This is a genomic window from Lentilactobacillus hilgardii (assembly GCF_009832765.1).
Taxonomy (GTDB): Bacteria; Bacillota; Bacilli; order Lactobacillales; family Lactobacillaceae; genus Lentilactobacillus; species Lentilactobacillus hilgardii.
On the sequence record NZ_CP047121.1, the window covers coordinates 382,862 to 404,611 of the forward strand.

Genomic DNA, 21,750 nt, shown 5'->3' on the forward strand with positions numbered 1-21,750 from the left:
TACATATTAAATTATATTATTTCAAATTACTAAGTATTAGATAAGCATAAAATTAATAAAATATGAAAATAAGTTGAACTTTTATTGACTTTTTTTGGAAAACCTTGTTTTCAAAAAAATATATTGTTATTGTGTTATCAATGATTAATCATTGTTCCATAACTGGTGCCTTAAATTAAAGTTGACAGCACTTTATCTTAAAAGACAGTTGGAGGCTATATTTCCTAGTGGCGAATAATAAGAAAAAAATTAAGAACGGTTCTGAACATCCAATGGCGATAATGGTAGATTTCGTTCAAAGAGCTATGATTGGAAACTTAGGTGATCAACATCATGCTAATACATGGGTAGATACACTAATTTTGATTTTTGTTCTACTGGTTGTTTTAATTTTAATGACAATTTTTTAAAAATGCATGAATGAGCGATGTCTATTAAAAAATTCCCGACAAATTTGAATTGAATTTGCCGAGAATTTTTTGTTTAATATTAATTTGAAATAATATGGTTAATCTAAGTTGTTTCCAGACCTTAGGCAGATAATAGTTAAAAGGGGATTAACTATTTTTAACAGCTAATTTCTTCAACCCCGGTAGTGTCATCATAGTAGTGAAGCTGATGATATAGAGCACGGATAGGAAGCCCATTACAACGGCAACCGAGTAGTTATCCATTAAAATGCCGATCACAACTGAGGAGAAACCGCCAACTGCACGACCGATATTAACAATGATATTGTTTGCGGTTGAACGGATTTCCGTTGGATAAAGGCGGCTGATGACGGCGCCGTAACCGCCAAACATCCCATTTGAGAAGAATCCAACTATGGCGCCGATAATCAGCAGTGATAGGGTACTATGGGCTAACGTGATTGTATAAACCATGCCGGCAGAGGCAACGAGGAAGATCCCAAATGCCCGGCGTGGACCGAAGAAGTCAAGAATCGAGCCAAATGTCATCATACCAAGGCTCATACCGATAATCGTTGCAATCATCCAGAGCGATGAACCGGAAACGTTTAAACCAAGTTGTTTTTGAACAATGATTGGCAGCCAGTTCATCAAGCCGAAGTAACCGGCAATTTGTACGGTTGTCATGATCATCAGGGCAAAACTTTGATAAGCCAGTTTAGGGGAGCTGAACATGAATTTGAAAACAGCACTGGTCGTTGATTCGGTTTCTTCTTTTTTTGCTTCAACAAAGGCGGTTGTTTCGGTTAAATGCCGACGGACAAAATAGGTTAGAATAACCGGTACCAATCCGATCAGAAACAGGGCGTGCCAGCCGAGATTTGGGATAATGAACGCTGCAGCAATTGCGGCTAGAATAGCACCGACTTGGCCGCCAATGGCAGCGATTGATGTCATTTTGCCGATTTGATTTTTGTGAAATGATTCGGCGATCAGTGAAATACCGACGCCGTACTCACCACCGGCACCGATACCTGCCAGAAATCGTAAGACATAAATTAAGGCAATGTTATTGGCAAAAGCCATGGCGGCAGTCGCAAAGGCAAAGATGAAGATAGTGTAGGTAAAGGTTTTTACGCGGCCAAATCGATCACCGATCAGTCCAAATAAAACGCCCCCGAACAGCATTCCCAAATTTGTGATGGAGCCAATTAACCCAGCGGCACCACCGCTTAAATGAAGTTGGCTGATCATTGAACTCATTGCAAAAGATAGAAAAAGCACATCCATATTTTCCAATGCGAAGCCAGAACTGGTTGAAGCGATCACCCATTTCTGATTCTTGGTAAAATGACGGCTGTGCGTAACGGTTGTATTTGTATTTTCCATATACTCGTTCCTCCAAAATGAGCGCTCACCGGCACTCGTTATTTTTTTGCTGAAAATAGTATGACATGAATAGGTAGAAAATGCAAGAATGGCACTATTCAAATGAGTATGACGGAAATTAATTCAAAATATCAATAATGGTCTGTTTGACTTTGATAAAACTGGGCGTATCAAGTAAGCCGACATATTCGGCGTTTCTATTATCAAAATCATAGGTATAAAACTGCAATGGGTTAACAAAACCATCTATATTTTTATTCATGACGCGAACTAAAAAACCGCTTTTGCGTAATGCGTTATTGTTTGCGTGGGTAATAGGGGAGACGACAACTAAATGCGTCAAACGACTGTACCCCTGATTGCTCAAAACAAGTGCCGGGCGACGTTTTCGAATCTCATGACTAATAGATGGATCGAAATCAATAAAAATAATATCTTGCTGATTTGGAACGTAATTGTTAGTCTTTTGGGATTTCTTCGCCAATTAAGGGTCCCCCGAATTCTTCACTTTGTTTAAGGTTGTGTGATTTGATGAAGGTTTCATCGTGGAACGGATTCTTGTGTTTTGGAACGTAAACGATCACACCGTCTCTACCCTGAAAGACATCGAATTCTTTAGCAATAGGTTTAATATCATTGGGAACTGTTAGTGTATTGGGATTTCCAACTTTTCTCATTTTAACTGACATGTTGAGGAGACCTTCTTTCATCATATGGGATACACATAGTATACATTAAGACGCTTGAACGTACAGTTAGTTAAGATTCATGAGGCCCTTTTGTATAGTCATTATCCCTGGTTGAGAGTTGTGAACCCGTTAGTGTGCCATTTTCCCTAAAATCAACTTGAACAAAATCACGTGACGTGATAAAGTAATTAACAAATAACAAAGCTTTAAATTGGTTCAGAGAGGCCAAAAGCGGACGACATAAAATAATCAGAGAGTCCGTGATTTTGCGAAGAATTCAGTGCAGGGATGTATTGGATCGCATGATTCCGGGCTCTTTTTATGTAAAAATAACGGAGGTTAACCATGAGAGGACCACTAATTGTATCGCTCGATGTTGCGAATAGAGAAGGATTATTTAAGATTATCAACAAGTTTCCTACCGGAGAAGAAATGACCGTTAAAATCGGGATGGAATTATTCTATGGTGAGGGACCGGAAATTGTTCGCAGCCTGCTTAACAAAGGGTTCAAAGTTTTCTTGGATCTTAAGCTTCAGGATATTCCCAACACCGTAAAGATGGGTATGATGCAAATTGGTCGGATGGGTGTGACCTATACAACCGTTCACGCACTGGGCGGATCGGAAATGATTGCCGCTGCCAAGGAAGGCTTGGAACTTGGAAGTGAAGAAGCCGGCGTCCCTACGCCAAAATTACTGGCCGTTACCGAGTTGACTTCAATTACTGAAGACGCCTTGAAGAACGAACAAAATTGCCGATTGGATATGGTAGATCAAGTTGTTTCCCTGGCAAAACTAGCTAAGAAGTCCGGTGCCGATGGTGTGATTACCTCTCCACTGGAAGTCAGCTCGTTAAAGAAGCAGGTCGGTGATGATTTCCTTTATGTAACACCGGGAATCCGTCCGGCCAACTTCCCCAAGGACGACCAATCAAGAACCGCAACACCAAAACAAGCTGCAGAATATGGCAGTTCGGCTCTGGTTGTCGGCCGACCGATTATTCGCTCAAACGATCCGGTAGCCGCTTATCACAAAATGCTAGAGGAGTGGAATTATGCAAACTGATAAAATCATTCAATCATTAATCGATAATAAAATCGTCAGTATTAATTTAAAGAAACCTTTTCGATATGCAAGTGGCATTCTTTCACCAATTTATACCGATTTTCGCCTGACTATTTCAATTCCGGAGTTACGGGATATGATCGCCGACGGGTTGGCCGAATTAATTCGGAAAAACTATCCCGAAGCAACGGTTATTGGTGGTGTTGCGACTGCCGGTATTCCTCATGCTTCGTGGGTTGCACAACGTTTGAATCTGCCGCTGATCTATGTTCGGGCAAAGCCTAAGGATCATGGTGCCGGAAAACAGATTGAGGGCCGTATCGGAAAAGATGACAAGGTTGTCTTGATTGATGATTTGATTTCAACCGGTGGCAGTGTTTTAGGAGCAGTGAAGGCTGTTCGAAACGAAGGCGTTAACGTGATCGGTGTTGCTTCCGTCTTTACATATGGAATGCCGGATGCCGACAAGAACTTTGCGGACGCACATACAACACTTCATCCACTCTTGAGCTATGCGGAACTTATTTCCCAAGGACACAAGGAAAACAAGTTCTCGGATGAGGAGTATTCACGACTATCAACTTGGCACAAAGCCCCTTGGGACTGGACAAAACGGGAGGAACAGGCAAATGCTGCAAAATAAAATCTCTTTAAAGGCCAACATTGGCAAGTATAGATTTAACAACGTTTTATTAAACGCTGCAGGAATCCGTTGCGCAACAACCGATGAACTCACTAAGATTTTACGTTCAACAGCTGGTGGTTGTGTGACTAAAAGCGCAACCCCTCAACCACGTGAAGGAAACGAGAGCCCTCGAATGAAAGCAACGCCACTTGGCTGTATCAACTCAATGGGCTTGCCTAATCACGGTCTGGATTATTATTTGAAATTTGCTGAAGAAAATCAAGGGAAAAATGACAATCAGGTTATTCTGTCGATTGCCGGATTGTCCGTTGATCAAAACCTGGAAATGCTTCATCAAATCCAGGATAGTTCGTTTGACGGTTTAACCGAGTTGAACCTTTCCTGCCCGAACATCAAGGGTGAGTCACAGATTGCCTATGATTTTGAAGCTGTTCGCGACATTTTAACTAAAGCGTTTGACTTCTTTACCAAAGATATCGGCATTAAGCTGCCGCCATATTTTGACTTACATCAATTCGACCAAATTGCCGACGTATTGAATGAATTCCCGATTGCTTATGTTAACTCAATCAACTCCATTGGTAACGGGCTGATTGTAAATCCAGAGACTGAATCAGTTGTCCTTAAACCAAAGGGCGGTTTTGGCGGCCTCGGAGGCGACTATGTTAAACCAACTGCGCTTGCCAACGTTCGTGGCTTAAGACTTCGATTGAAGCCGGAAATTGCGATCATCGGTACTGGCGGTATCAAATCCGGTCGGGATGTTTTTGAGCATATTCTCTGTGGCGCCAATGTTGTTCAAATCGGAACGGCTTTTGGTTTTGAAGATGTTAAGATCTTTGATCGGATTTCCAAAGAGCTAAAAGAAATTATGGCTGAAAAGGGCTACACGAGTTTGGATGATTTCAGAGGAAAGCTGAAGACACTGTAGACCATTCTGAGAATCAGAAATTAATCATTGTTTGCCATTAATAAAACCTGAATGCACGCCGGTTGCCGGGGTGCATTTTTTTGTATCTAAGAGTAGATAATATCTATTTGGGGAAAGAATTTATTGTTAAATCCGTATTTAACAATTGTAGTAGAAGGATTAAATAATTCAAAAATTAGTTCAAAGTAGGTGTATTATGAAATATACAGGAAGGTGGATTCTATGACAATGGAAGATTTAGCTCATCACATTATTGGTATCGCGCAAGAAAAGAATTTGCCGATTACCAATTTACAATTACAGAAAGTGATGTTCTTTTCTTTGAAAGATGCCATTGTTAATCATCGATTTAGCGAATCAGCTTTAATGAGGATATACGATAAGCCGTTCCTTGTTTGGAGATATGGTCCTGTTGAAAAAGATATCTATGATGAATACCGGATTTATGGTGCCGATCCTATTATTGAACCTAATAAGTCTAATTCAGATTTTGAATCTTTGAATGAAAAGATTATTTCTTTATTGGAAGAGGACCCTTTTGAATTGGTTCAGCAATCTCATGATGTGACCTTTTAGAGGGAGCATGAGTCTGCCATAGATGGGTGGCGGAGTTCAGTTCCGTATTCTTTGCGAGACGTTGGGGAAATCAATTAGGTATGCGAATAAGTAGAGAAGAAACACTTGCTTATTTGGATAGCCAGTCTGAAGAATCTAAAATAATCAGAGGATTTTTAAAGCAACTGGAAAGTATGGTACAGAATTGGGTTGCAGGTGGTCATTATCAACTTAATGACTCTGATTTGCTTTTTGATACGGATTTTAAAAAACTATTAACAACCATGCAGGGAATACATACAGAATTCATTCCTTATTCAGAAGTCACTCGAATTATTTATAATAATAATGCTGATGGACTTGACGCTTTTTTTATGAAGCTAAATCAAAAAATTATGGAGAACGTTAAATTAGAGGATTCCCCAGAGATTGCAAATGAATATGTCGTTTTAATAAAATCTGTAGAGCATATGAAATTGGCAAATAAGCAAATGGACAATTTGTATAAGAAACAACAAGATAAATTAAATCAACAGCAAGAAAAAATAAATGTGCTTGAAAAAAATATTTCAAAAACGAAAAAGAGATATAAAAAACTTAATAAGATGAAAGGCTTTGTATGGGGATTTCATTGCTATTTTAGGGATTTTTGCCGCAGTTATTTTTACATTGTTTGGCGGATTACTGACCGTATCTCGTGTAGTTGCCCAAATGGCCAATGGTGATAGAATTTATCGTATTATGATTTCTGTTTCACTGTTGGGAATTGTACTAATTGGATTATTATTTTTCCTTTTGAAGGCCGTGGCTACTATGTCCGATAAATCAATTTCTATTAATGATAGTAAAAAGTTGTATGATAGGTATCCTTTCTTTATGTGGAGCCTTACTATTATGGCGGGTGTGTTTGTTTTGGGTTTAATTGTTGATTTTCTTTCACACATATAATTATTTTGGACGTCTTTTTTCTATAATTGAAATAGACGTTTTTTTGTACAACATTTTTTGCTTTATAATTAGACTAAGCATTTTTCGAAAGGAGTTTTTATATGGCAGATCAAGCACAGCCTGAACAGATTCAAGTGATTGACGGTAATGTTAATAACCTGAAGAATATTTCGGTGAACATTCCGTTGCATCGATTCGTAGCGATTTCGGGACTGTCGGGTTCTGGAAAGTCCTCGTTGGCAATGGGCATTCTTTATTCAGAAGGTGCAAGGCGTTACCTTGATGCCTTGGCAACTTACACGCGCCGAAGAATCAGCCAGGTAGGCCGAGCTGATGTCAAAGAAGTTCGGCACATTCCATCTGCACTGGCATTACGTCAACGGCCGACGGTGCCGGGCGCTCGATCCACGGTAGGCACGATGACTGAAATTTTTAACGTACTACGGCTCATTTATTCCAGATTGGGTTCGCCGGTATGTCCCAATGGTCACCAAGTACCACCGACCATTAAAATTGCGGAAGCCATGGATAAAGCCGGATCGGAAATGGGCATGATTACCTGTCCAACTTGTGGGGTTCGGTTCATGGCATTTGGTGCCGAGGACTTTGCCTTTAATTCCGATGGGGCCTGCAAGAATTGTGAGGGCCTCGGGGTTACAAAGCAAATTGACTCGGAGACGTTGATTGGCGATGAGACCAAAACCATTCGTGACGGAGCGGTTGCGGCTTGGCGCACACCCGGTCGGAATTTTATGCCGATTGTGGCTCAGGCTGCCGGCGTTCGGATCGATGTGCCGTACAACCAGTTGTCGGATAAGGAAAAAGAAACTGTATTACATGGTAAACAACAGAAATTTGCCATTAATATTCCAAGTAAAAATGGTCGGGTTTTTCATATGGACCATGCACTTTATGAAAATGCATATAACGCAATTGAAGATAGTATGGCAACTACCAAAAGTGATATTGCCTTGAAACGGCTGAACCGATTTTACCGGTTTTTCACCTGTCCGGTTTGTCACGGCACGCGAATTAATCCCGATCGGCTGGGTCAATTGGTAGCCGGGAAAAGTATTGCGGAAGCCAGCCAACTGCCGCTTGGAAAACTACCGGCATTTGTTAAGGAAATAAAAGCCTGGTTGCCGGATAATATGCGTGATTTAGCCAATAATTTGACGGGAGAATTGCTGAGCCAACTTCAGCCGCTGCTGGACTTGGGTTTGGATTATTTAACGATGGATCGTGCCGGCGCAACGCTTTCAACCGGGGAACTTCAACGTATTCAGCTTGGCAGAACTTTGCGGACGCAAACCACCGGTGTTCTATATGTTTTGGATGAACCTTCCGTTGGCTTGCATCCGGATAATGTTTCGGGACTCATTAAGATTTTTCATCAGCTGGTGGACCAGGGAAACTCGGTTGTGGTTGTCGATCACGAAACGTCAATTATTGATGCAGCGGATTGGATTATTGAAATCGGCCCCGGTTCAGGAGAAAAGGGCGGCACAATTATCGATCAGGGAACGCCAAATCAGATAAAGGCAAGTCGCCGGTCCTTAATCGCACCGTTCTTAACAGGAAAGGGAAAGCTATTAACACGGCAAAAATCAAAAGATGATGTATTCGCTGACGGCACGGTGGAACTAAAAATCAACCACCGGTTTAACTTAAATCAGGTTAGCGCTAAATTTCCGATTAATCGGCTGATTGCTGTCACCGGCTTTTCGGGAGCCGGCAAAACAACACTGGTCTTGGATGGCTTATTGGATGCGTTTAAAGCTGATTTTAATCATAGAAAATTGCCGAGTTATATCGATCATTTTGATCCGAATCGAATTAAACACATTGTGAGTGTTGATGCAACACCGGTTGGTAAGAATGCTCGCTCGACAGTGGCAACTTACACAAATATCATGGATCATCTGCGAAAACTATTTGCGGCCCTGCCGGAAGCAAAGCAAAAGCACTATACACCAAGTTATTTTTCCTATAACAATAAGCAGGGCGGTTGCCCGACCTGTGGCGGGACCGGTGAAATATCTCTGGATATTCAATATCTGCCGGATATGGTCGAAACCTGCCCAACTTGTGGCGGAAAGCGATTTAATAAACAAGTGCTCCAGGTTAAATGGCATGGCCTGTCGATCGCGGATGTCCTGGATGATGACGTTGATCAGGCAACCGAGTTGTTCAAGAAAAATACGGCTATTGGAGCAACGTTAAGGGTGCTGCAAAAGATGGGGCTTGGTTATTTGCATCTGGGTGAAGACACACCAACTTTATCGGGCGGAGAAGCCCAGCGATTAAAGTTAACGTCACATATGCGACGCAGCCAGGATAATACACTGTTCATTTTTGATGAGCCTTCCGTTGGCCTGCACCCATTGGATGTCCACGTTCTGCTGAAGGTCTTTTCCCAGCTGATTGATCAAGGTGCAACCGTTATGATGATTACCCATGATCTTGATTTAATGGCAAATGCAGATTATATGATCGACATGGGGCCACGTGGTGGTGATCAGGGTGGTCGAATTGTGGCTGAAGGTAAGCCGGAGGACTTGACTAAAGCGCCTAAGAGTCTGACAACAAATTATCTGCGTTCGCATTTTGATAATTATAGAGTTTGATTCTTACAAAATTAGAATTTTATAAATTTAGTGCAAACTTTCACAAATAGCGTTATGGTGGTATTGAATTCCGCTACGGGATTGATTCCAACTATTTTTTACGGGGGACTTAAACTAATTATGGAAGTAAAAGTTGCACCATTATTTTTAACGCCTGTTCTCCACAGCAAAATGTGGGGTGGTACCAAACTACAGGATTATGGGTTTAAGCTGCCCAGTGATCATACCGGTGAAGCTTGGATCATCTCAGCTCATCCCCATGGCCTAAGCAAAGTTTCCGATGGCCCGTTTAAGGGGGAAACATTGGATCAGCTTTGGAAAGAAGAGCCGGCACTTTTTGGTGGCCATGCTCAGAATGAAGAATTTCCATTGTTGGTAAAGATTTTGGATGCAAAGGAAAACCTATCAATTCAAGTTCATCCGGCTGACGATTATGCACGGGCACACGGTGAAAAGTTTGGTAAAGCTGAAAGCTGGTATATTTTGTCTGCAGCGCCGGGAGCCAAAATTTATTACGGACATACTGCAAAAACAAAGCAGGGATTACAAATGGCTGTTGATAATGGTCAAATCAATACCATTTTAAGGACAATTCCCGTTAAAACCGGTGATTTCTTTTACAATCCAGCGGGTGTTTTGCATGCCCTTGGCAGTGGCATCGTCGCACTTGAAACCCAACAAAATTCTGATATGACATTTCGGCTTTATGATTTTGATCGGGTAGACGCAACGACTCAAAAAAAGCGACCACTTCAGGTTAAAGACGCGTTGGCAGTAACCAATGTGCCACATCAGGATCCTCATGTTGTTCAAGCAACTCGAGCAGCCAGCTTTGGAATGGTCACAACTTTGGTGAACGCAAAGCATTTTGTAGTTGAAAAGATTCAGACAACCGGTAAGCTATCGTTAAATCAGATTCACAATTATATGTTGCAAACCGTCATTGATGGTCAGGGAGACTTAATCGTTAATGATGTTCGATATCCAGTCAGGAAAGGGATGTCGTATATTTTACCGAAAAAGGTCTCCAATTATCAATTGGATGGATTTATGACGGTGATTGCGAGCTACGCAAAATAAAAAAATTCCAAACCAATTTTAGATCTTAATGACTTGTTAATAAAAAGGCTAAGACGGGGTTCAACATGTTCCCCGGCTTAACCTTTTTTCGTTAATGATTTTCTAACATGCATGTTAATCAGTTGACGGGTTTTCGACAATTCGTCTATACATAGTCGTCGTTGCTAAGTAAATAAGCATATAACTGATAATCAACACACTGATTGTAAGTAAGCTGACGATTAATAAAATCTTTAAGTTATACATTGAGAAGATCGTCAGCACACTCTTGATTGCTGGTAAGGCAAATATCAGATTGAGAACCGCTCCGATAATCGGGAGGGTAAATACCGTTAACACCTGACTTTGAATGGCTTTCTTAGTCTCTTTTTTACTTAACCCGATTTTGCTCATAATATGATAATGATCTTTGTCGGCATATCCTTCAGAAACCTGCTTATAGTAAATAATCATGGTTGTCGCACAAATCATGACGATACTGATTAAAATGCCCATAAACAGTAAACTACCAAACATCGCTTTTAATAGGTCTCGCATGATGTACTTTGAGGTAAAGTTGCCCGGATCTATGTTCAAAGTTTTTTGAACGGTTTTTGCAAATTGCTTTTGGTGGCGTTTGGTTCCGTGGGTATTAAAGCCTTGAGCATAAATGTAAGGCTGGGGATTAAGTTGTTTTGCAATTGTTTTGTTGGCAGCCACAATAAAAATGGATTTATAGATAGTGTGACTATAAACAAACGCTCCATTAAATCTTTGGACCGGTTTAACTTTAAAAGTTCTTCCCCGAATGGTTAAATGGCGTTGTGAATAATTGCTCCCAGGTGCGTACAGCAATACCTCGTTATTTTTAAGATGATAGTTGGTATTTTGAAGATGATTATACTGTTTTAGATCAAGTGAAGATAATGTATATTCGGTTTTGGTGTTAAATTGAGAGTTGAACTGGTTGCCTGATAATGCACCCATCACGGGAGTTGTAACAATTAACGTTTGAGGTTGACTCATTGTAATTTGATAGTTATTTGCCAATCTATGGATGGTTTGGTTTGCAGTTGTTGAAAGGGGAGCCTTAGACACAATTTGGATATCTCTGGGACTCCAAAGATTAATCAGATTCTTTTGTCCGGCAACCAGCGATACTGATGCAATTAGGGCAACCAGAATTGATGTACATAACAAGCTGATTGAAGCCAGTCCCGCACCATTTTGTTTCATTCTGTAAAGCATGTTTGAAACTGAGATAAAATGATTGGGTTTGTAATAATAATTTTGATTCTTTTTGAGGGCTTTGAGTAAGCTGATACTTGCAGTGATAAATACCAAATATGAACCAACAACGACAAACATAATGGCAATAATAAACTGTCCGAATGCAGCTCCGGTTGGCCTAACCGTCACTGAAATGTAGTATCCAATCAATAAGATGATAATACCCAAAACAGCAAGTAAAATGTGTGATTTTGGTTCCTTTTCGGGCTGGGAGGATTTGGCCCATAAATTAATCGGGTTAACCTTTCTTAATCCCCAGAAATCAAAGAGGATGATCAATATAAAGATACCGGCAAAAATGACAGCAACATACAGCAAAGGCAATAACGTAAAGCTTTGATGAAGAGAGGACGCTCCCAAAAGGGATTTCAAGCTCATAAAAGCCAATTTTGAAAAGGTCATACCTAAGGTGCTGCCAATAATGATACAGATCATGTAAAACAAGCTATTTTCCAGTAAAATGATTTGGCGAAGATGACGTTTCGTCAGACCAAGCATACTGTATAGGCCTAGTTCCTGCATCCGTTGTTTACTAAGTAGGCGTTCGGCGTAAAACGTTGATAAAGCAGCAATTAGGATCACAAATACCAAGCCTAATTTTAGAATATAATTTGCAACAGTTCCGTAAGAATTGGTCTTAATATTTGTGTTATAGATCATTGAGAGGAAAATATAAGTGATGATGACCCACATTGAATTTGAGAAGATAAACGGTAAACTTTGATTTTTACTTTTAACTAAATTATGAAGAGCGAGCTTTAGTTGAATCATTAGCCAACCTCCTCGTTATTTTCCAAGGCAGTCAAGCTGTCGATAATCTTTTGAAGATACTGGCTTCTGCTTTGATCACCACGATAAAGTTCGTTGTAAATTTTACCGTCTTTGATGAACAAAGTTCTTTGCGCATAACTTGCTGCCTGAGCACTATGCGTGACCATGAGTATTGTTTGCCCCCGCTCGTTGATTCGCTCAAAGACATTTAAAATTTTTTTACTGTTATTTGAATCCAGTGCGCCTGTTGGTTCATCTGCAAGTAGTAAGCTTGGATCGGTTATTAATGCTCTGGCAATGGCAACCCGTTGCTTTTGACCACCGGAAATCTCGGAAGGCTGCCGGTCTAAAAGTTGCTCAATACCAAGTGTTTTACTTAGTGGCTGTAGTTTGTTATCCATGAATTGATGGGATTTCCTTGATAATACCAGTGGCAAATAAATATTATCCCGGTTACTGAAAGTATCAAGCAGATTAAAGCTTTGAAAGACAAACCCAAGGTGTTCTCTGCGAAATCGGGAAGATTCATTTTCGAATAAATGACTCAAGTCGATGCCATTAAGCATAATTTCGCCGCTGGTTGGCTGGTCTAAGGTCGCGATAATATTTAATAAAGTGGATTTACCGGCACCGGATTCTCCCATAATGGCGACGTAATCACCTTTTTCAACTGAAAAACTAACATCCTTTAATGCTTGAACTTCATTTTCGTTACCCACTGAAAATACTTTTTTGATATGTTTTAAATTTAGTAAGCTCATTTTTTTCCTCCTAAAAAATCATTTCATAACTTAGTATAAAAAGGATTCCTCAAGCTTTGTAGTTACAATGCATTAAGGAATCTTACAATTTGTTATTTTGTTGTGATCTTTTTGGGATTGAAAGTGAGTTTGACTGTTGTGCCAACGTTTTCAGTAGATGAAATGCCAACTTTTATGTCGAGTATTTTAGCGATTTGCTGAGTCATATACAGGCCCATCCCGGTTGCTTCACCGTGGGTTCGGCCATTACCGCCGGTGAATCCCTGTTCAAAGACTCTGGGTAGGTCACTTTTGGTAATGCCAATGCCGTGGTCTGTAATAGTCAATGTGTCATTGTTAAAGCTGATTTGCACAACACCATTTTTATTTGAATACTTAACGGCGTTGGTAATGACTTGTTCTAAAATAAAGGATAGCCACTTGGAATCGGTTAATATTTTTACCGGTGGCACAGCAATTTTGGGCATAACTTCATGAGACAAAAAGAAAGAAGCATTCTGCTGGATTACCCTTTTAATGCAATCGGACAAGTCAATCTTTTCAAAGACCAAATCATGATTAAAATCATCCAATCGGTCAAAAGTTAGGAGTTGTTTGAGCTGATAATTGACTAATTCAATTTTCTCGGAAACTTCTTCACTTGGAACAGTAGGATTATTTTCAGCAATCATCAATAATGAAGTAAGTGGCGTTTTCATCTCGTGACTCCATAAAGTTAAGTAGTCTTTACGGGTTTTAAGTGATGCCGTTAAGCTTTTGCTTTCAGTTAATCTTTGCTTCGTAACTTTCCGAAGAGCTCGGGCATATAAATGACCATAAAAGCCATGAAGGTGGATTTGCTTAAAGTTACCTTCTCTAATCAGTGTATTGATTGATTTGACATCAGTATATTTTCGGTATGCTTGAAAACCAATGATCATTAAAAATGGCATTATTGTGTAGCGGATCAAGTCACCGATAACGTTTAAGTCTATTTTGTAAAGAATACATATAAAATAAAATAGGGACAAAAAAAGTAGGTAAATAACAAGGTTGGTCCATTCAGAGACGATTACTTTAAAAACAAGTTTTGTATTATTTTCCATTATCTAATAACCTGTACCCTTTACCATATTCTGTCACTATCTTGTCTGCTAAACCGATTTGACCTAATTTGTCACGAAGCCGACTCATATTGACATTTAAAATATTTTCATCGGTAAAGTCACCGTTTTGCCAGATTGATTTAATGATTTTCTTTTTAGAAATAACCTGATCAGGATTTAAAAACAATAATTTTAAAATAGTGCCTTCCGTGGTCGTTAACTTAACGGATTCGTTTTGAGACTTCAGTACATTTGTAATAATGTTTAAAGAGAATGTGTTGAAACTGATGGTTTCAGCTAAATGATTGTTTTGATTGGTCCGTCTCAAAATGGCTTGGATTTTTGAAACAAATACATCAACTGAGAATGGCTTGGTTAGATAGTCATCAGCGCCAATGGAGATGGCCCGAATGGCGTTAGGATCCATTTCTGCCGCTGAGACAAACATAATGGGAATTTTAGAAAATTCCCGGATTTTCTGTGTCCAATAAAAGCCATCATAAAAGGGCAATGTGATATCCATAATGATAAGGTCAGGGGATTGTTGTTTGATTTCAGAATCAATGTTCTGAAAATCTTGGACCCAGCTAGCTTGGAAGTTCCATTTCTTTAAAGATTGAACCATTTCGTTGCGAATAGTTTGGTCATCTTCGATAATAAAAATTTTCTGCATTATTTTTCTCCAGAAGTTAATGTATCGTTTACTAATAGTTTAACGCAGATTAAATCTGCCTGTTGGTTAAACTGATTGAGCAGCGACATGTCTGACAGAAAGTTTGCAGTTAGATGTGCTTAAACGGTTGATGATTTTTAATGGCATCCAAGTATTTTTGGGGCATTGGCCGATGCTTAGCATAGTATTTTCGGTCAATTTCTCCCAACTGACGAACAACTTTTGCGGGATCGCCGTAAGCTAAGACATTAGCAGGAATGTCTTTTGTGACAACTGAACCGGCACCAATGACGCTGTTATCACCTATCGTGGCACCGGGGGTAACGGTGACGTTTGCGCCTAACCAGACGTTGTTACCGATGTGGATAGGAAATGCAAATTCAGCACCGCTTCTCTGCCTGATTTTTGGATCCAATGCGTGTCCGGCAGTGTAGAGACCAACGTTTGGCGCAAATAAAACATTATCTCCGATTGTGACAGGGGCAGCATCCAAAATAGTCAGATTATTATTGGCAAAGAAATTTTCACCAAGTGACGTATTTAAGCCATAGTCAATATGAAAGGGGATTTCGACAAAACAATGGGAACCGATTTGCTTGAAGATTTTGCTTAATAGTTGGTATCTGCCGGTCAGGTCACGGTAATTGAGCCGATTGTACTGATACAGTAGGTCTCTTACTTTCATTCTGATTTCCAATAATTCAGGCGTTTGATCATAAAGGTCACCATTGGCCATTTTTGCTAGTTCTTCCTTAAGATTCAATCTAATCGCATTCTCTCTTATTTTATTTAGTAACAACGAAAACTTGAAGGCCACGGAAGGCCTTCAAGCTTTGTTAGACTAATTTATATCTGTATCGATTTATTTTGCGCGTTCTGCTTCAGTTACTTTTTGATCACTACGTTTCCGCAAAGTCTCTTCGATATCTTCCAAGGAGCGGTTTCTGGTTTCGAAGACTTTGGAATGAACAAACCAAATAGCAACAAAACATAAGACCCCGTATCCGATGAAGAGGCTACCGGTACCGAAGAAATCAAGTAATGGTGGAAATGTTAGTGACACAATCATATTGGCAGTCCAGTTAATGACACTAGAGAAGGAGTTCCCCAATCCACGAATATTTAATGGGAAGACTTCACCAATCATGACCCACATAACAGGTCCCCAAGTTGCGGAGAAGAAGGCAATGTAGATCGTTAAAGCAATGACACAGATAACAGCGGCTGCTTGACTTTGTCCCGAGAACTTCATTGCGAAACTCATGATAAACAGGGACACACCCATACCAATGGCGCCGCCAATCAGCATCTTCTTTCGGTCGATCTTGTCCATAATCATGACCGCAACGGCAGTGACAATCACGTTGAAGATTCCGATTCCGATGTGGGCAATTAATGCGGCGGATACGCCAAAGCCAACGTCGGTAAAAATAGTTGGCGCGTAATAAAGCACCGTATTACAACCCATGACTTGCTGGAAGATTGCCAAACCAACACCAATGACTAATGCCGGTCGAACCAGTTTGCCAAACAACTCGGACCAACCACCACTCTTAATGGCAGCTTGTTCTTTAATATCTGATAATTCTTTATCAACGACACTTGTGTTGTGCTTGTTCATAATTTCCAAAATTTGCTTAGCTTCAGAAACTTTGTTTTCCTTAACTAAGAAACGTGGACTTTCCGGTAGAACCAAGGCGCCGAAAAACAAAAGAGCAGCCGGAATTGCGGCAAATCCCAACATCCAACGCCATCCGGTGTAGAATCCCGAGAACGAATAGTTAGTGACGTAGGCAATAAAAATCCCTGTCATGACCATCAATTGGAACAAACTGGACATTGAGCCACGCTTATCAGCGGGTGACAATTCAGCCAAGTAAGTTGGAATTAAGGCAGAGGCAGCACCAACTGCCATCCCTAAAATGATACGAGAAAGAATCAAGGTCCAAAATTCTGGTGAAAAGGCTGATCCCAATGCACCAATAAAGAAGATAATAGCAGATAACAGAACGAGCTTTCGTCGACCAAAGCGATCAGACATTGGCCCGATAACCGCGGCACCCAAAATGGCACCCAGAAGAACGGCACTCACCACCCAGCCTTGTTGCCAAGAATCCAAATGGAGTTGTTTCTCAATAAATAAAATGGCACCGGAGATGACACCGGTATCGTATCCAAATAATAAACCGCCTAAAGCACCAAAGAAATAGACAAACGCTGAAGAAACCTTGTGAATCTTTGGCGCAGATTCCGTATTGTTTTGCATGTATTCACACCTCGTCATTAGTTAAAAACTGAAAACAACAAATTAATTGTAAGTAGGTTGGTTGCTTGAACTTTTTAACGTGACTAAATAGTAGCACTTCCGAATTTTATCTGCAACCGCTTTCAAATTTATCCGGCTAGATTTTCAATAGTATGGTTAAATAGAAGATAGGCCGTTCTAGCGATGAGCGTGATAAATGAAAAACAAATTTTTTTAAATAAATGATAATTGCGCAACCGGATTCTCAGCGACATACCAAATAATCAGTTAAACTTAAAGATAGCAGGTAATGGGTAAGACTTTTTAGTAAATGTTGGGAAAATCTTTGATTATTGATATGCCTCTGATAAGATAAGGCTAAGATATATGAAATTAACGTGAGAAGGACACTGAAATGAAAACGATAACCAATAAAGATTTGATGAGAAGAGCTAATAGTAAGCTGGTCCTCCAAGAAATCTTTAATAATGACTATACGACCCGAGCGGCAATTTCCCGGCAATTGGGATTAAATAAGTCAACGGTTTCTTCAATTTATGATGAACTAAAAGAAGAACAATTAGTTGAAGAAGTCGGCGAGGGTGCGGCATCACATGTTGGCGGAAGAAAGCCGACCAATATCAGAATCTATGCAAACTATGGGTTTACCATCAACTTTGATATCTCGTATCACAATCTTCATTTTATGGCTAATTATTTAGATGGAAGTGTGATTGAGCAAGCTGAAACCACTATTTATCGAAAAAATATTCATGAAATTGTCGCTATAATTGAACATCAAATCGATCAATATGTGGATACGGTTGTTTCAGTCAAAGGGTTGTTGGGCATTTGTCTATCAATTCACGGTATCGTGAACGAACAGCAGGAAATCACCTATTCACCCTTCATAGATTTTGAAGACGTCAATCTCAATGAACGTTTAAGTGCCAAGTATCATGTTCCGGTAGTCTTGGAAAACGAGTCTAACCTGACGGCGGTTTACGTTCGGGATTTTATGATGAAATTTGATAGCAAAAATTTGGTTGCTATTGGGATTCATAAAGGAATTGGGTCGGGCGTGATTATCAATAACCGGTTGTTCCGTGGTTTTAGAGGTCAAGCAGGTGAAGTTGGTCGAACACTGACCAAAAATGCCCAAGGACAATTAACACCGATTGAACAAATTTGTTCAGAGGATGCCATCATTAACAGAATTAGTGATGAGTTGGGATTGACCGGGTTGAATCGATATAAAGTCGTTGAAATGTATCGCGAGCATAATCAGAACGTGGTGGCAGCCATTGATGAGTTTATTCAAGAAATCTCCAGCTTGATTTATAACTCGTCTATGTATTTTGACACCGGTGCAATCTATCTTGGATCGCCACTAATGGAAGCGGCACCGGAAATCTTTGACCAGGTGTTGATTAAAGTTCAACAGCTGAGTCATTCTGAAATAAAATTAGTACGGCTAACCGATTCGGATAAGGCAACACTGTTAGGCGCCTGTTCAGTGATTACCCATTATGCTTTGGATCTGGTCGGTTATCCACTAAACTTTTTTAAAACAAAAAACTGACATCATTTTAAGAATCAGACAAAAACACCACCTCCGCAAATCCGATTGTTGCGAGGCGGTGTTTTAATTTTAAGCTTTTTAACGGTTTTGATATTATCCGGAAATATAATTTTCCTGGATGGCTTTTCCATACGTTGTTGTTTGATCTGTTTTGCGGTAATCAGCGGGACTGATTTCATTCAGTAATTTAAAATTACGGTTAAAAGTCCGGAGATTTGCGTAGCCCACGTTGAAAGCAATTTGCGTAATCGGCTCATCAGTGTTTTTTAAAAGTTGTCTTGCTTTTGAGATTCGAAATCGATTGAGATACTTGGTGAATGATATATCCATCGTTTTTTGGAACAGCTTTGACAAGTAAACGTAGTCATATCCAATAGCTGTTGAAGCAAGTTGTAAAGTACATTCGTGTGTGTAATGATTATTAATATAGTCAATGATTTCGTGGACAATACTTAACTTTTCAGATGTCTTTTGGGGGATGAAGGTTGTTTGTTCGACAATCTTGCTGCACAGGGTGTACAGCAGTCCCTTAATGGCAAAGATATTGGTCGCACCGTCAAAGTCCAAGGGATGGTTATCAAAAATCACCGGATTTTCCGGTACCAGATCATGATATTGTTCGTTAAAAGCGCCAATAATTTCTGGTGAAAAAAGGACAATTGTTGCCGTTGAGTTAGGGAGCATATTAAAGCCATGAATTTGGTTGGGGAAAACCACAGCAAACTGTTGTTTATTAACACTGTAGGTTTGCTTTTCGATTTGGACGTGGAGCTGCCCACGCTTAACAAATATTATCTCAAAGGCTCGATGTAAGTGTGGCGGATAGTTGAAGTCACTTAAATCAAAATGCTTAAATATCGGCTTTGCTTCAAGGCCAAAGTGTTGAAAAAGGACCATGTTTTTTATACCTCCAATTCACGATGACAATTATTGTCTAAATAATAACAAAAATCAACCTTTCTTTAAAGCGTTTTCTCGGATACAATTATCACAGATTTGATCGAATCGATGGTTACCCACATTTTAGAAAGCGCTTTAAAATTTTGTGGAAGAAGGAGTGAGCGATGGCAATTTATCACGTTGCTAAGAACGGAACTGATGACAATGTTGGGACAGAGAATCAGCCATTTTTAACCATTAATCATGCAGCTCAAATTGCCCTGCCCGGAGATACTGTTATGGTTCATCAAGGGGTATATCGTGAATGGGTTGATCCAAAAAATGCCGGTTTAAATGATCGGCAGCGGATTACTTATCAAGCGGTTGCCGGTGACCATGTTGTTCTAAAAGGGTCCGAAGTTGTGAAAGATTGGCAGCCGGTTACAAAGGGAATTTGGAAAACGGTTGTTGATAACAAGCTCTTTGGCGACTACAATCCGTTCGCTGTTAAATTGGACGGCGACTGGTTGGAACAGGGTAATGACTGTCATGCTGGCGATTTATATGTTAATCATCATTCATTTTATGAAGCTCATAGTTATGAAAAAATGGCGACTGCCGATGAACGAAAGACAGTGACAGACTATGTCACCGGCATTCGGTCAGCCGATCGACATGCAGCCCGAACCAAATATCGTTGGTTTGCGGAGGTATCCGATCAGACGACAACCATTTATGCAAACTTTCATGAGCTTGATCCCAAGCAGGCATTAGTTGAAATTAGCGTTAGAAAATGTTGCTTTTATCCACGCCACACGGGTATTAATTATGTGACGCTTTCCGGATTTGAAATTTGCCAAGCCGCAACGCCTTGGGCACCACCGACTACCGAGCAAATTGGTATGGTGGGACCTCATTGGGCAAAGGGATGGCAAATTAAAGATAATGAGTTACACGATGCCAAATGTTGTGCAATCAGTATTGGCTGCCCCAAACTGGGAGACGACAACGCGTATAATCAGCGTCATGATAAACCAGGTTATCAATATCAATTGGAGCGGATTTTTAATGCTTCAAGACATGGCTGGGCAGCTGACACTGTTGGTGCACATGAGATTGTTCATAATACAATTTATAATTGTGGCCAATGCGCCATTGTTGGTAACATGGGGTGTATCTTCAGCCGGATTGTTGATAATCGTATTTTTGAAATCGGAACCAAATATGAGTTTGGTGGCTGGGAAATTGCAGCTATTAAATTTCATGCACCCATTGATACCGAGATTTCTCAGAACAAAATTGACCACTGTATTTTGGGCACCTGGCTCGATTGGGAAGCCCAGGGTACCAAAATTGATCGAAACCTATATCATCACAACTTACGGGATTTACTGATTGAAATGTGTCACGGACCATTGTTGGTCGTTAACAATGTATTTGCTTCCAAACGGGCGATTGATGAATATGCTCAGGGAACGGCCTTTATTAACAACCTGATTGCGGGTCAAAATACGATTCAAAGTGTTTTGAACCGGGCAACCCCGTATCATCTGCCACATAGTACGGCGATTAAGGGGTATGCAATGGTTTATGGTGGAGATGATCGTTACTACAATAACATCTTTATCAAACCAAAAGACGAAAGCCTGGTTAGTGGAACGAGTCTTTACAATGGTAGTCCAACGACGATGCGTGATTATATTTCTCAAATCGAAAAACGAATGCCGGGCGATGTCGAGTTATTTGAGACCGTTCGACAACCAACTTACATCGATCATAACGTGTACCTGCAGGGGGCTAAACGATTTTCAAAAGAGAAATCATTTGTGGAAAATGCGGAGCTTAATACTCATTTTGAAATTAAGCAAAATGAAGATTCGGTTTCAATGACGTTTGAAATGCCGAGTAATCTTGCAAGCGCAAAAGCACAGCCGATATCAGCAGACCAACTGGGAAAGCTGAGAATTGTTGATGCTAAATTTGAAAGCGCTGACAGCAAACCGCTCCAATTCAACAATGATTACTTTGGCAATCCGTTTAATGATACCGGAGCGATGGGACCTTTCGCTGGATTAAAGCCCGGCACCAACCATTTTCAAATTTAACGGTAAATTGTCAAATCTGTTTCTTTTTCAAGACAATAGT

At 40.2% G+C, this 21,750-nt stretch carries 20 protein-coding genes; 10 read left to right on the forward strand and 10 right to left on the reverse strand.

Going from position 1 to position 21,750, the window contains the following annotated elements; translation table 11 throughout:
- The first annotated feature begins 227 nt into the window (after window positions 1-227).
- Window positions 228-410: a DUF6366 family protein gene (locus GQR93_RS01775; RefSeq protein WP_003551762.1), complete on the forward strand. Its 183-nt coding sequence runs from the start codon at window positions 228-230 to the stop codon at window positions 408-410.
- A 147-nt stretch (window positions 411-557) separates the two neighbouring features.
- On the opposite strand, the gene GQR93_RS01780 is transcribed toward GQR93_RS01775, so the two are convergent.
- The 3 genes from GQR93_RS01780 to GQR93_RS01790 form a co-directional block, all read right to left on the reverse strand.
- The gene (locus GQR93_RS01780) at window positions 558-1,799 is read right to left on the reverse strand and encodes an MFS transporter (protein ID WP_003551765.1); all 1,242 of its coding nucleotides are present in this window, start codon (window positions 1,797-1,799) and stop codon (window positions 558-560) included.
- Between the two features lie 118 nt (window positions 1,800-1,917).
- The gene (locus GQR93_RS01785; RefSeq protein ID WP_003551768.1) at window positions 1,918-2,283 is read right to left on the reverse strand and encodes a type II toxin-antitoxin system PemK/MazF family toxin; all 366 of its coding nucleotides are present in this window, start codon (window positions 2,281-2,283) and stop codon (window positions 1,918-1,920) included.
- Window positions 2,258-2,488: a hypothetical protein gene (locus tag GQR93_RS01790; protein WP_035444264.1), complete on the reverse strand. Its 231-nt coding sequence runs from the start codon at window positions 2,486-2,488 to the stop codon at window positions 2,258-2,260. The genes GQR93_RS01785 and GQR93_RS01790 overlap by 26 nt, the downstream gene beginning before the upstream one ends.
- A gap of 345 nt (window positions 2,489-2,833) precedes the next feature.
- Between GQR93_RS01790 and pyrF the strand changes: the two genes are divergently transcribed.
- From pyrF to GQR93_RS01825, 7 genes are all read left to right on the forward strand, one after another.
- The gene (gene pyrF, locus GQR93_RS01795) at window positions 2,834-3,553 is read left to right on the forward strand and encodes an orotidine-5'-phosphate decarboxylase (RefSeq protein ID WP_003551774.1); all 720 of its coding nucleotides are present in this window, start codon (window positions 2,834-2,836) and stop codon (window positions 3,551-3,553) included.
- Complete coding sequence (gene pyrE / locus GQR93_RS01800) at window positions 3,543-4,196, forward strand: orotate phosphoribosyltransferase (RefSeq protein WP_003551776.1); 654 nt, start codon at window positions 3,543-3,545, stop codon at window positions 4,194-4,196. The genes pyrF and pyrE overlap by 11 nt, the downstream gene beginning before the upstream one ends.
- Window positions 4,183-5,130 carry a dihydroorotate oxidase gene (locus tag GQR93_RS01805; RefSeq protein ID WP_003551778.1) on the forward strand — a complete coding sequence of 316 codons (948 nt, stop codon included), beginning with the start codon at window positions 4,183-4,185 and terminating at the stop codon, window positions 5,128-5,130. Before pyrE ends, GQR93_RS01805 begins: the two co-directional genes overlap by 14 nt.
- A 222-nt stretch (window positions 5,131-5,352) precedes the next feature.
- Window positions 5,353-5,706, forward strand: a complete 354-nt coding sequence (locus GQR93_RS01810; RefSeq protein WP_003551780.1) for a Panacea domain-containing protein — start codon at window positions 5,353-5,355, stop codon at window positions 5,704-5,706.
- 80 nt (window positions 5,707-5,786) lie between these two features.
- Window positions 5,787-6,410, forward strand: a complete 624-nt coding sequence (locus GQR93_RS01815) for a hypothetical protein (RefSeq protein WP_035444266.1) — start codon at window positions 5,787-5,789, stop codon at window positions 6,408-6,410.
- Between the two features lie 324 nt (window positions 6,411-6,734).
- The gene (locus tag GQR93_RS01820; RefSeq protein ID WP_003551786.1) at window positions 6,735-9,260 is read left to right on the forward strand and encodes an excinuclease ABC subunit UvrA; all 2,526 of its coding nucleotides are present in this window, start codon (window positions 6,735-6,737) and stop codon (window positions 9,258-9,260) included.
- Between the two features lie 120 nt (window positions 9,261-9,380).
- Window positions 9,381-10,340 (forward strand): type I phosphomannose isomerase catalytic subunit, encoded by a 960-nt coding sequence (locus GQR93_RS01825; protein WP_050757940.1) that lies wholly within the window; start codon window positions 9,381-9,383, stop codon window positions 10,338-10,340.
- Window positions 10,341-10,454: 114 nt separating this feature from the next.
- Here GQR93_RS01825 and GQR93_RS01830 read toward each other — a convergent pair whose 3' ends face one another.
- From GQR93_RS01830 to GQR93_RS01855, 6 genes are all read right to left on the reverse strand, one after another.
- Window positions 10,455-12,380, reverse strand: coding sequence for an ABC transporter permease (locus tag GQR93_RS01830; RefSeq protein ID WP_003551790.1), 1,926 nt, complete (start codon window positions 12,378-12,380; stop codon window positions 10,455-10,457).
- Window positions 12,380-13,141: an ABC transporter ATP-binding protein gene (locus GQR93_RS01835; protein WP_003551792.1), complete on the reverse strand. Its 762-nt coding sequence runs from the start codon at window positions 13,139-13,141 to the stop codon at window positions 12,380-12,382. The genes GQR93_RS01830 and GQR93_RS01835 overlap by 1 nt, the downstream gene beginning before the upstream one ends.
- A gap of 92 nt (window positions 13,142-13,233) precedes the next feature.
- Complete coding sequence (locus GQR93_RS01840) at window positions 13,234-14,061, reverse strand: sensor histidine kinase (RefSeq protein WP_225442038.1); 828 nt, start codon at window positions 14,059-14,061, stop codon at window positions 13,234-13,236.
- Between the two features lie 154 nt (window positions 14,062-14,215).
- Window positions 14,216-14,899: a response regulator transcription factor gene (locus tag GQR93_RS01845; protein WP_159298629.1), complete on the reverse strand. Its 684-nt coding sequence runs from the start codon at window positions 14,897-14,899 to the stop codon at window positions 14,216-14,218.
- Window positions 14,900-15,008: 109 nt separating this feature from the next.
- Window positions 15,009-15,662, reverse strand: a complete 654-nt coding sequence (locus GQR93_RS01850) for a sugar O-acetyltransferase (RefSeq protein ID WP_223802106.1) — start codon at window positions 15,660-15,662, stop codon at window positions 15,009-15,011.
- 99 nt (window positions 15,663-15,761) lie between these two features.
- The gene (locus GQR93_RS01855; protein ID WP_208974605.1) at window positions 15,762-17,135 is read right to left on the reverse strand and encodes a sugar porter family MFS transporter; all 1,374 of its coding nucleotides are present in this window, start codon (window positions 17,133-17,135) and stop codon (window positions 15,762-15,764) included.
- 424 nt (window positions 17,136-17,559) lie between these two features.
- On the opposite strand from GQR93_RS01855, the gene GQR93_RS01860 reads away from it, so the two are divergent.
- Window positions 17,560-18,726, forward strand: a complete 1,167-nt coding sequence (locus tag GQR93_RS01860; RefSeq protein ID WP_003551799.1) for an ROK family transcriptional regulator — start codon at window positions 17,560-17,562, stop codon at window positions 18,724-18,726.
- Window positions 18,727-18,819: 93 nt separating this feature from the next.
- Here the strand turns inward: GQR93_RS01860 and GQR93_RS01865 are convergent, their stop codons facing one another.
- On the reverse strand, window positions 18,820-19,623 hold the full coding sequence (locus GQR93_RS01865) for a helix-turn-helix transcriptional regulator (RefSeq protein WP_003551801.1): 804 nt from the start codon (window positions 19,621-19,623) through the stop codon (window positions 18,820-18,822).
- A 167-nt stretch (window positions 19,624-19,790) separates the two neighbouring features.
- On the opposite strand from GQR93_RS01865, the gene GQR93_RS01870 reads away from it, so the two are divergent.
- Window positions 19,791-21,710 (forward strand): hypothetical protein, encoded by a 1,920-nt coding sequence (locus tag GQR93_RS01870; RefSeq protein WP_003551802.1) that lies wholly within the window; start codon window positions 19,791-19,793, stop codon window positions 21,708-21,710.
- Window positions 21,711-21,750 lie beyond the last annotated feature (40 nt).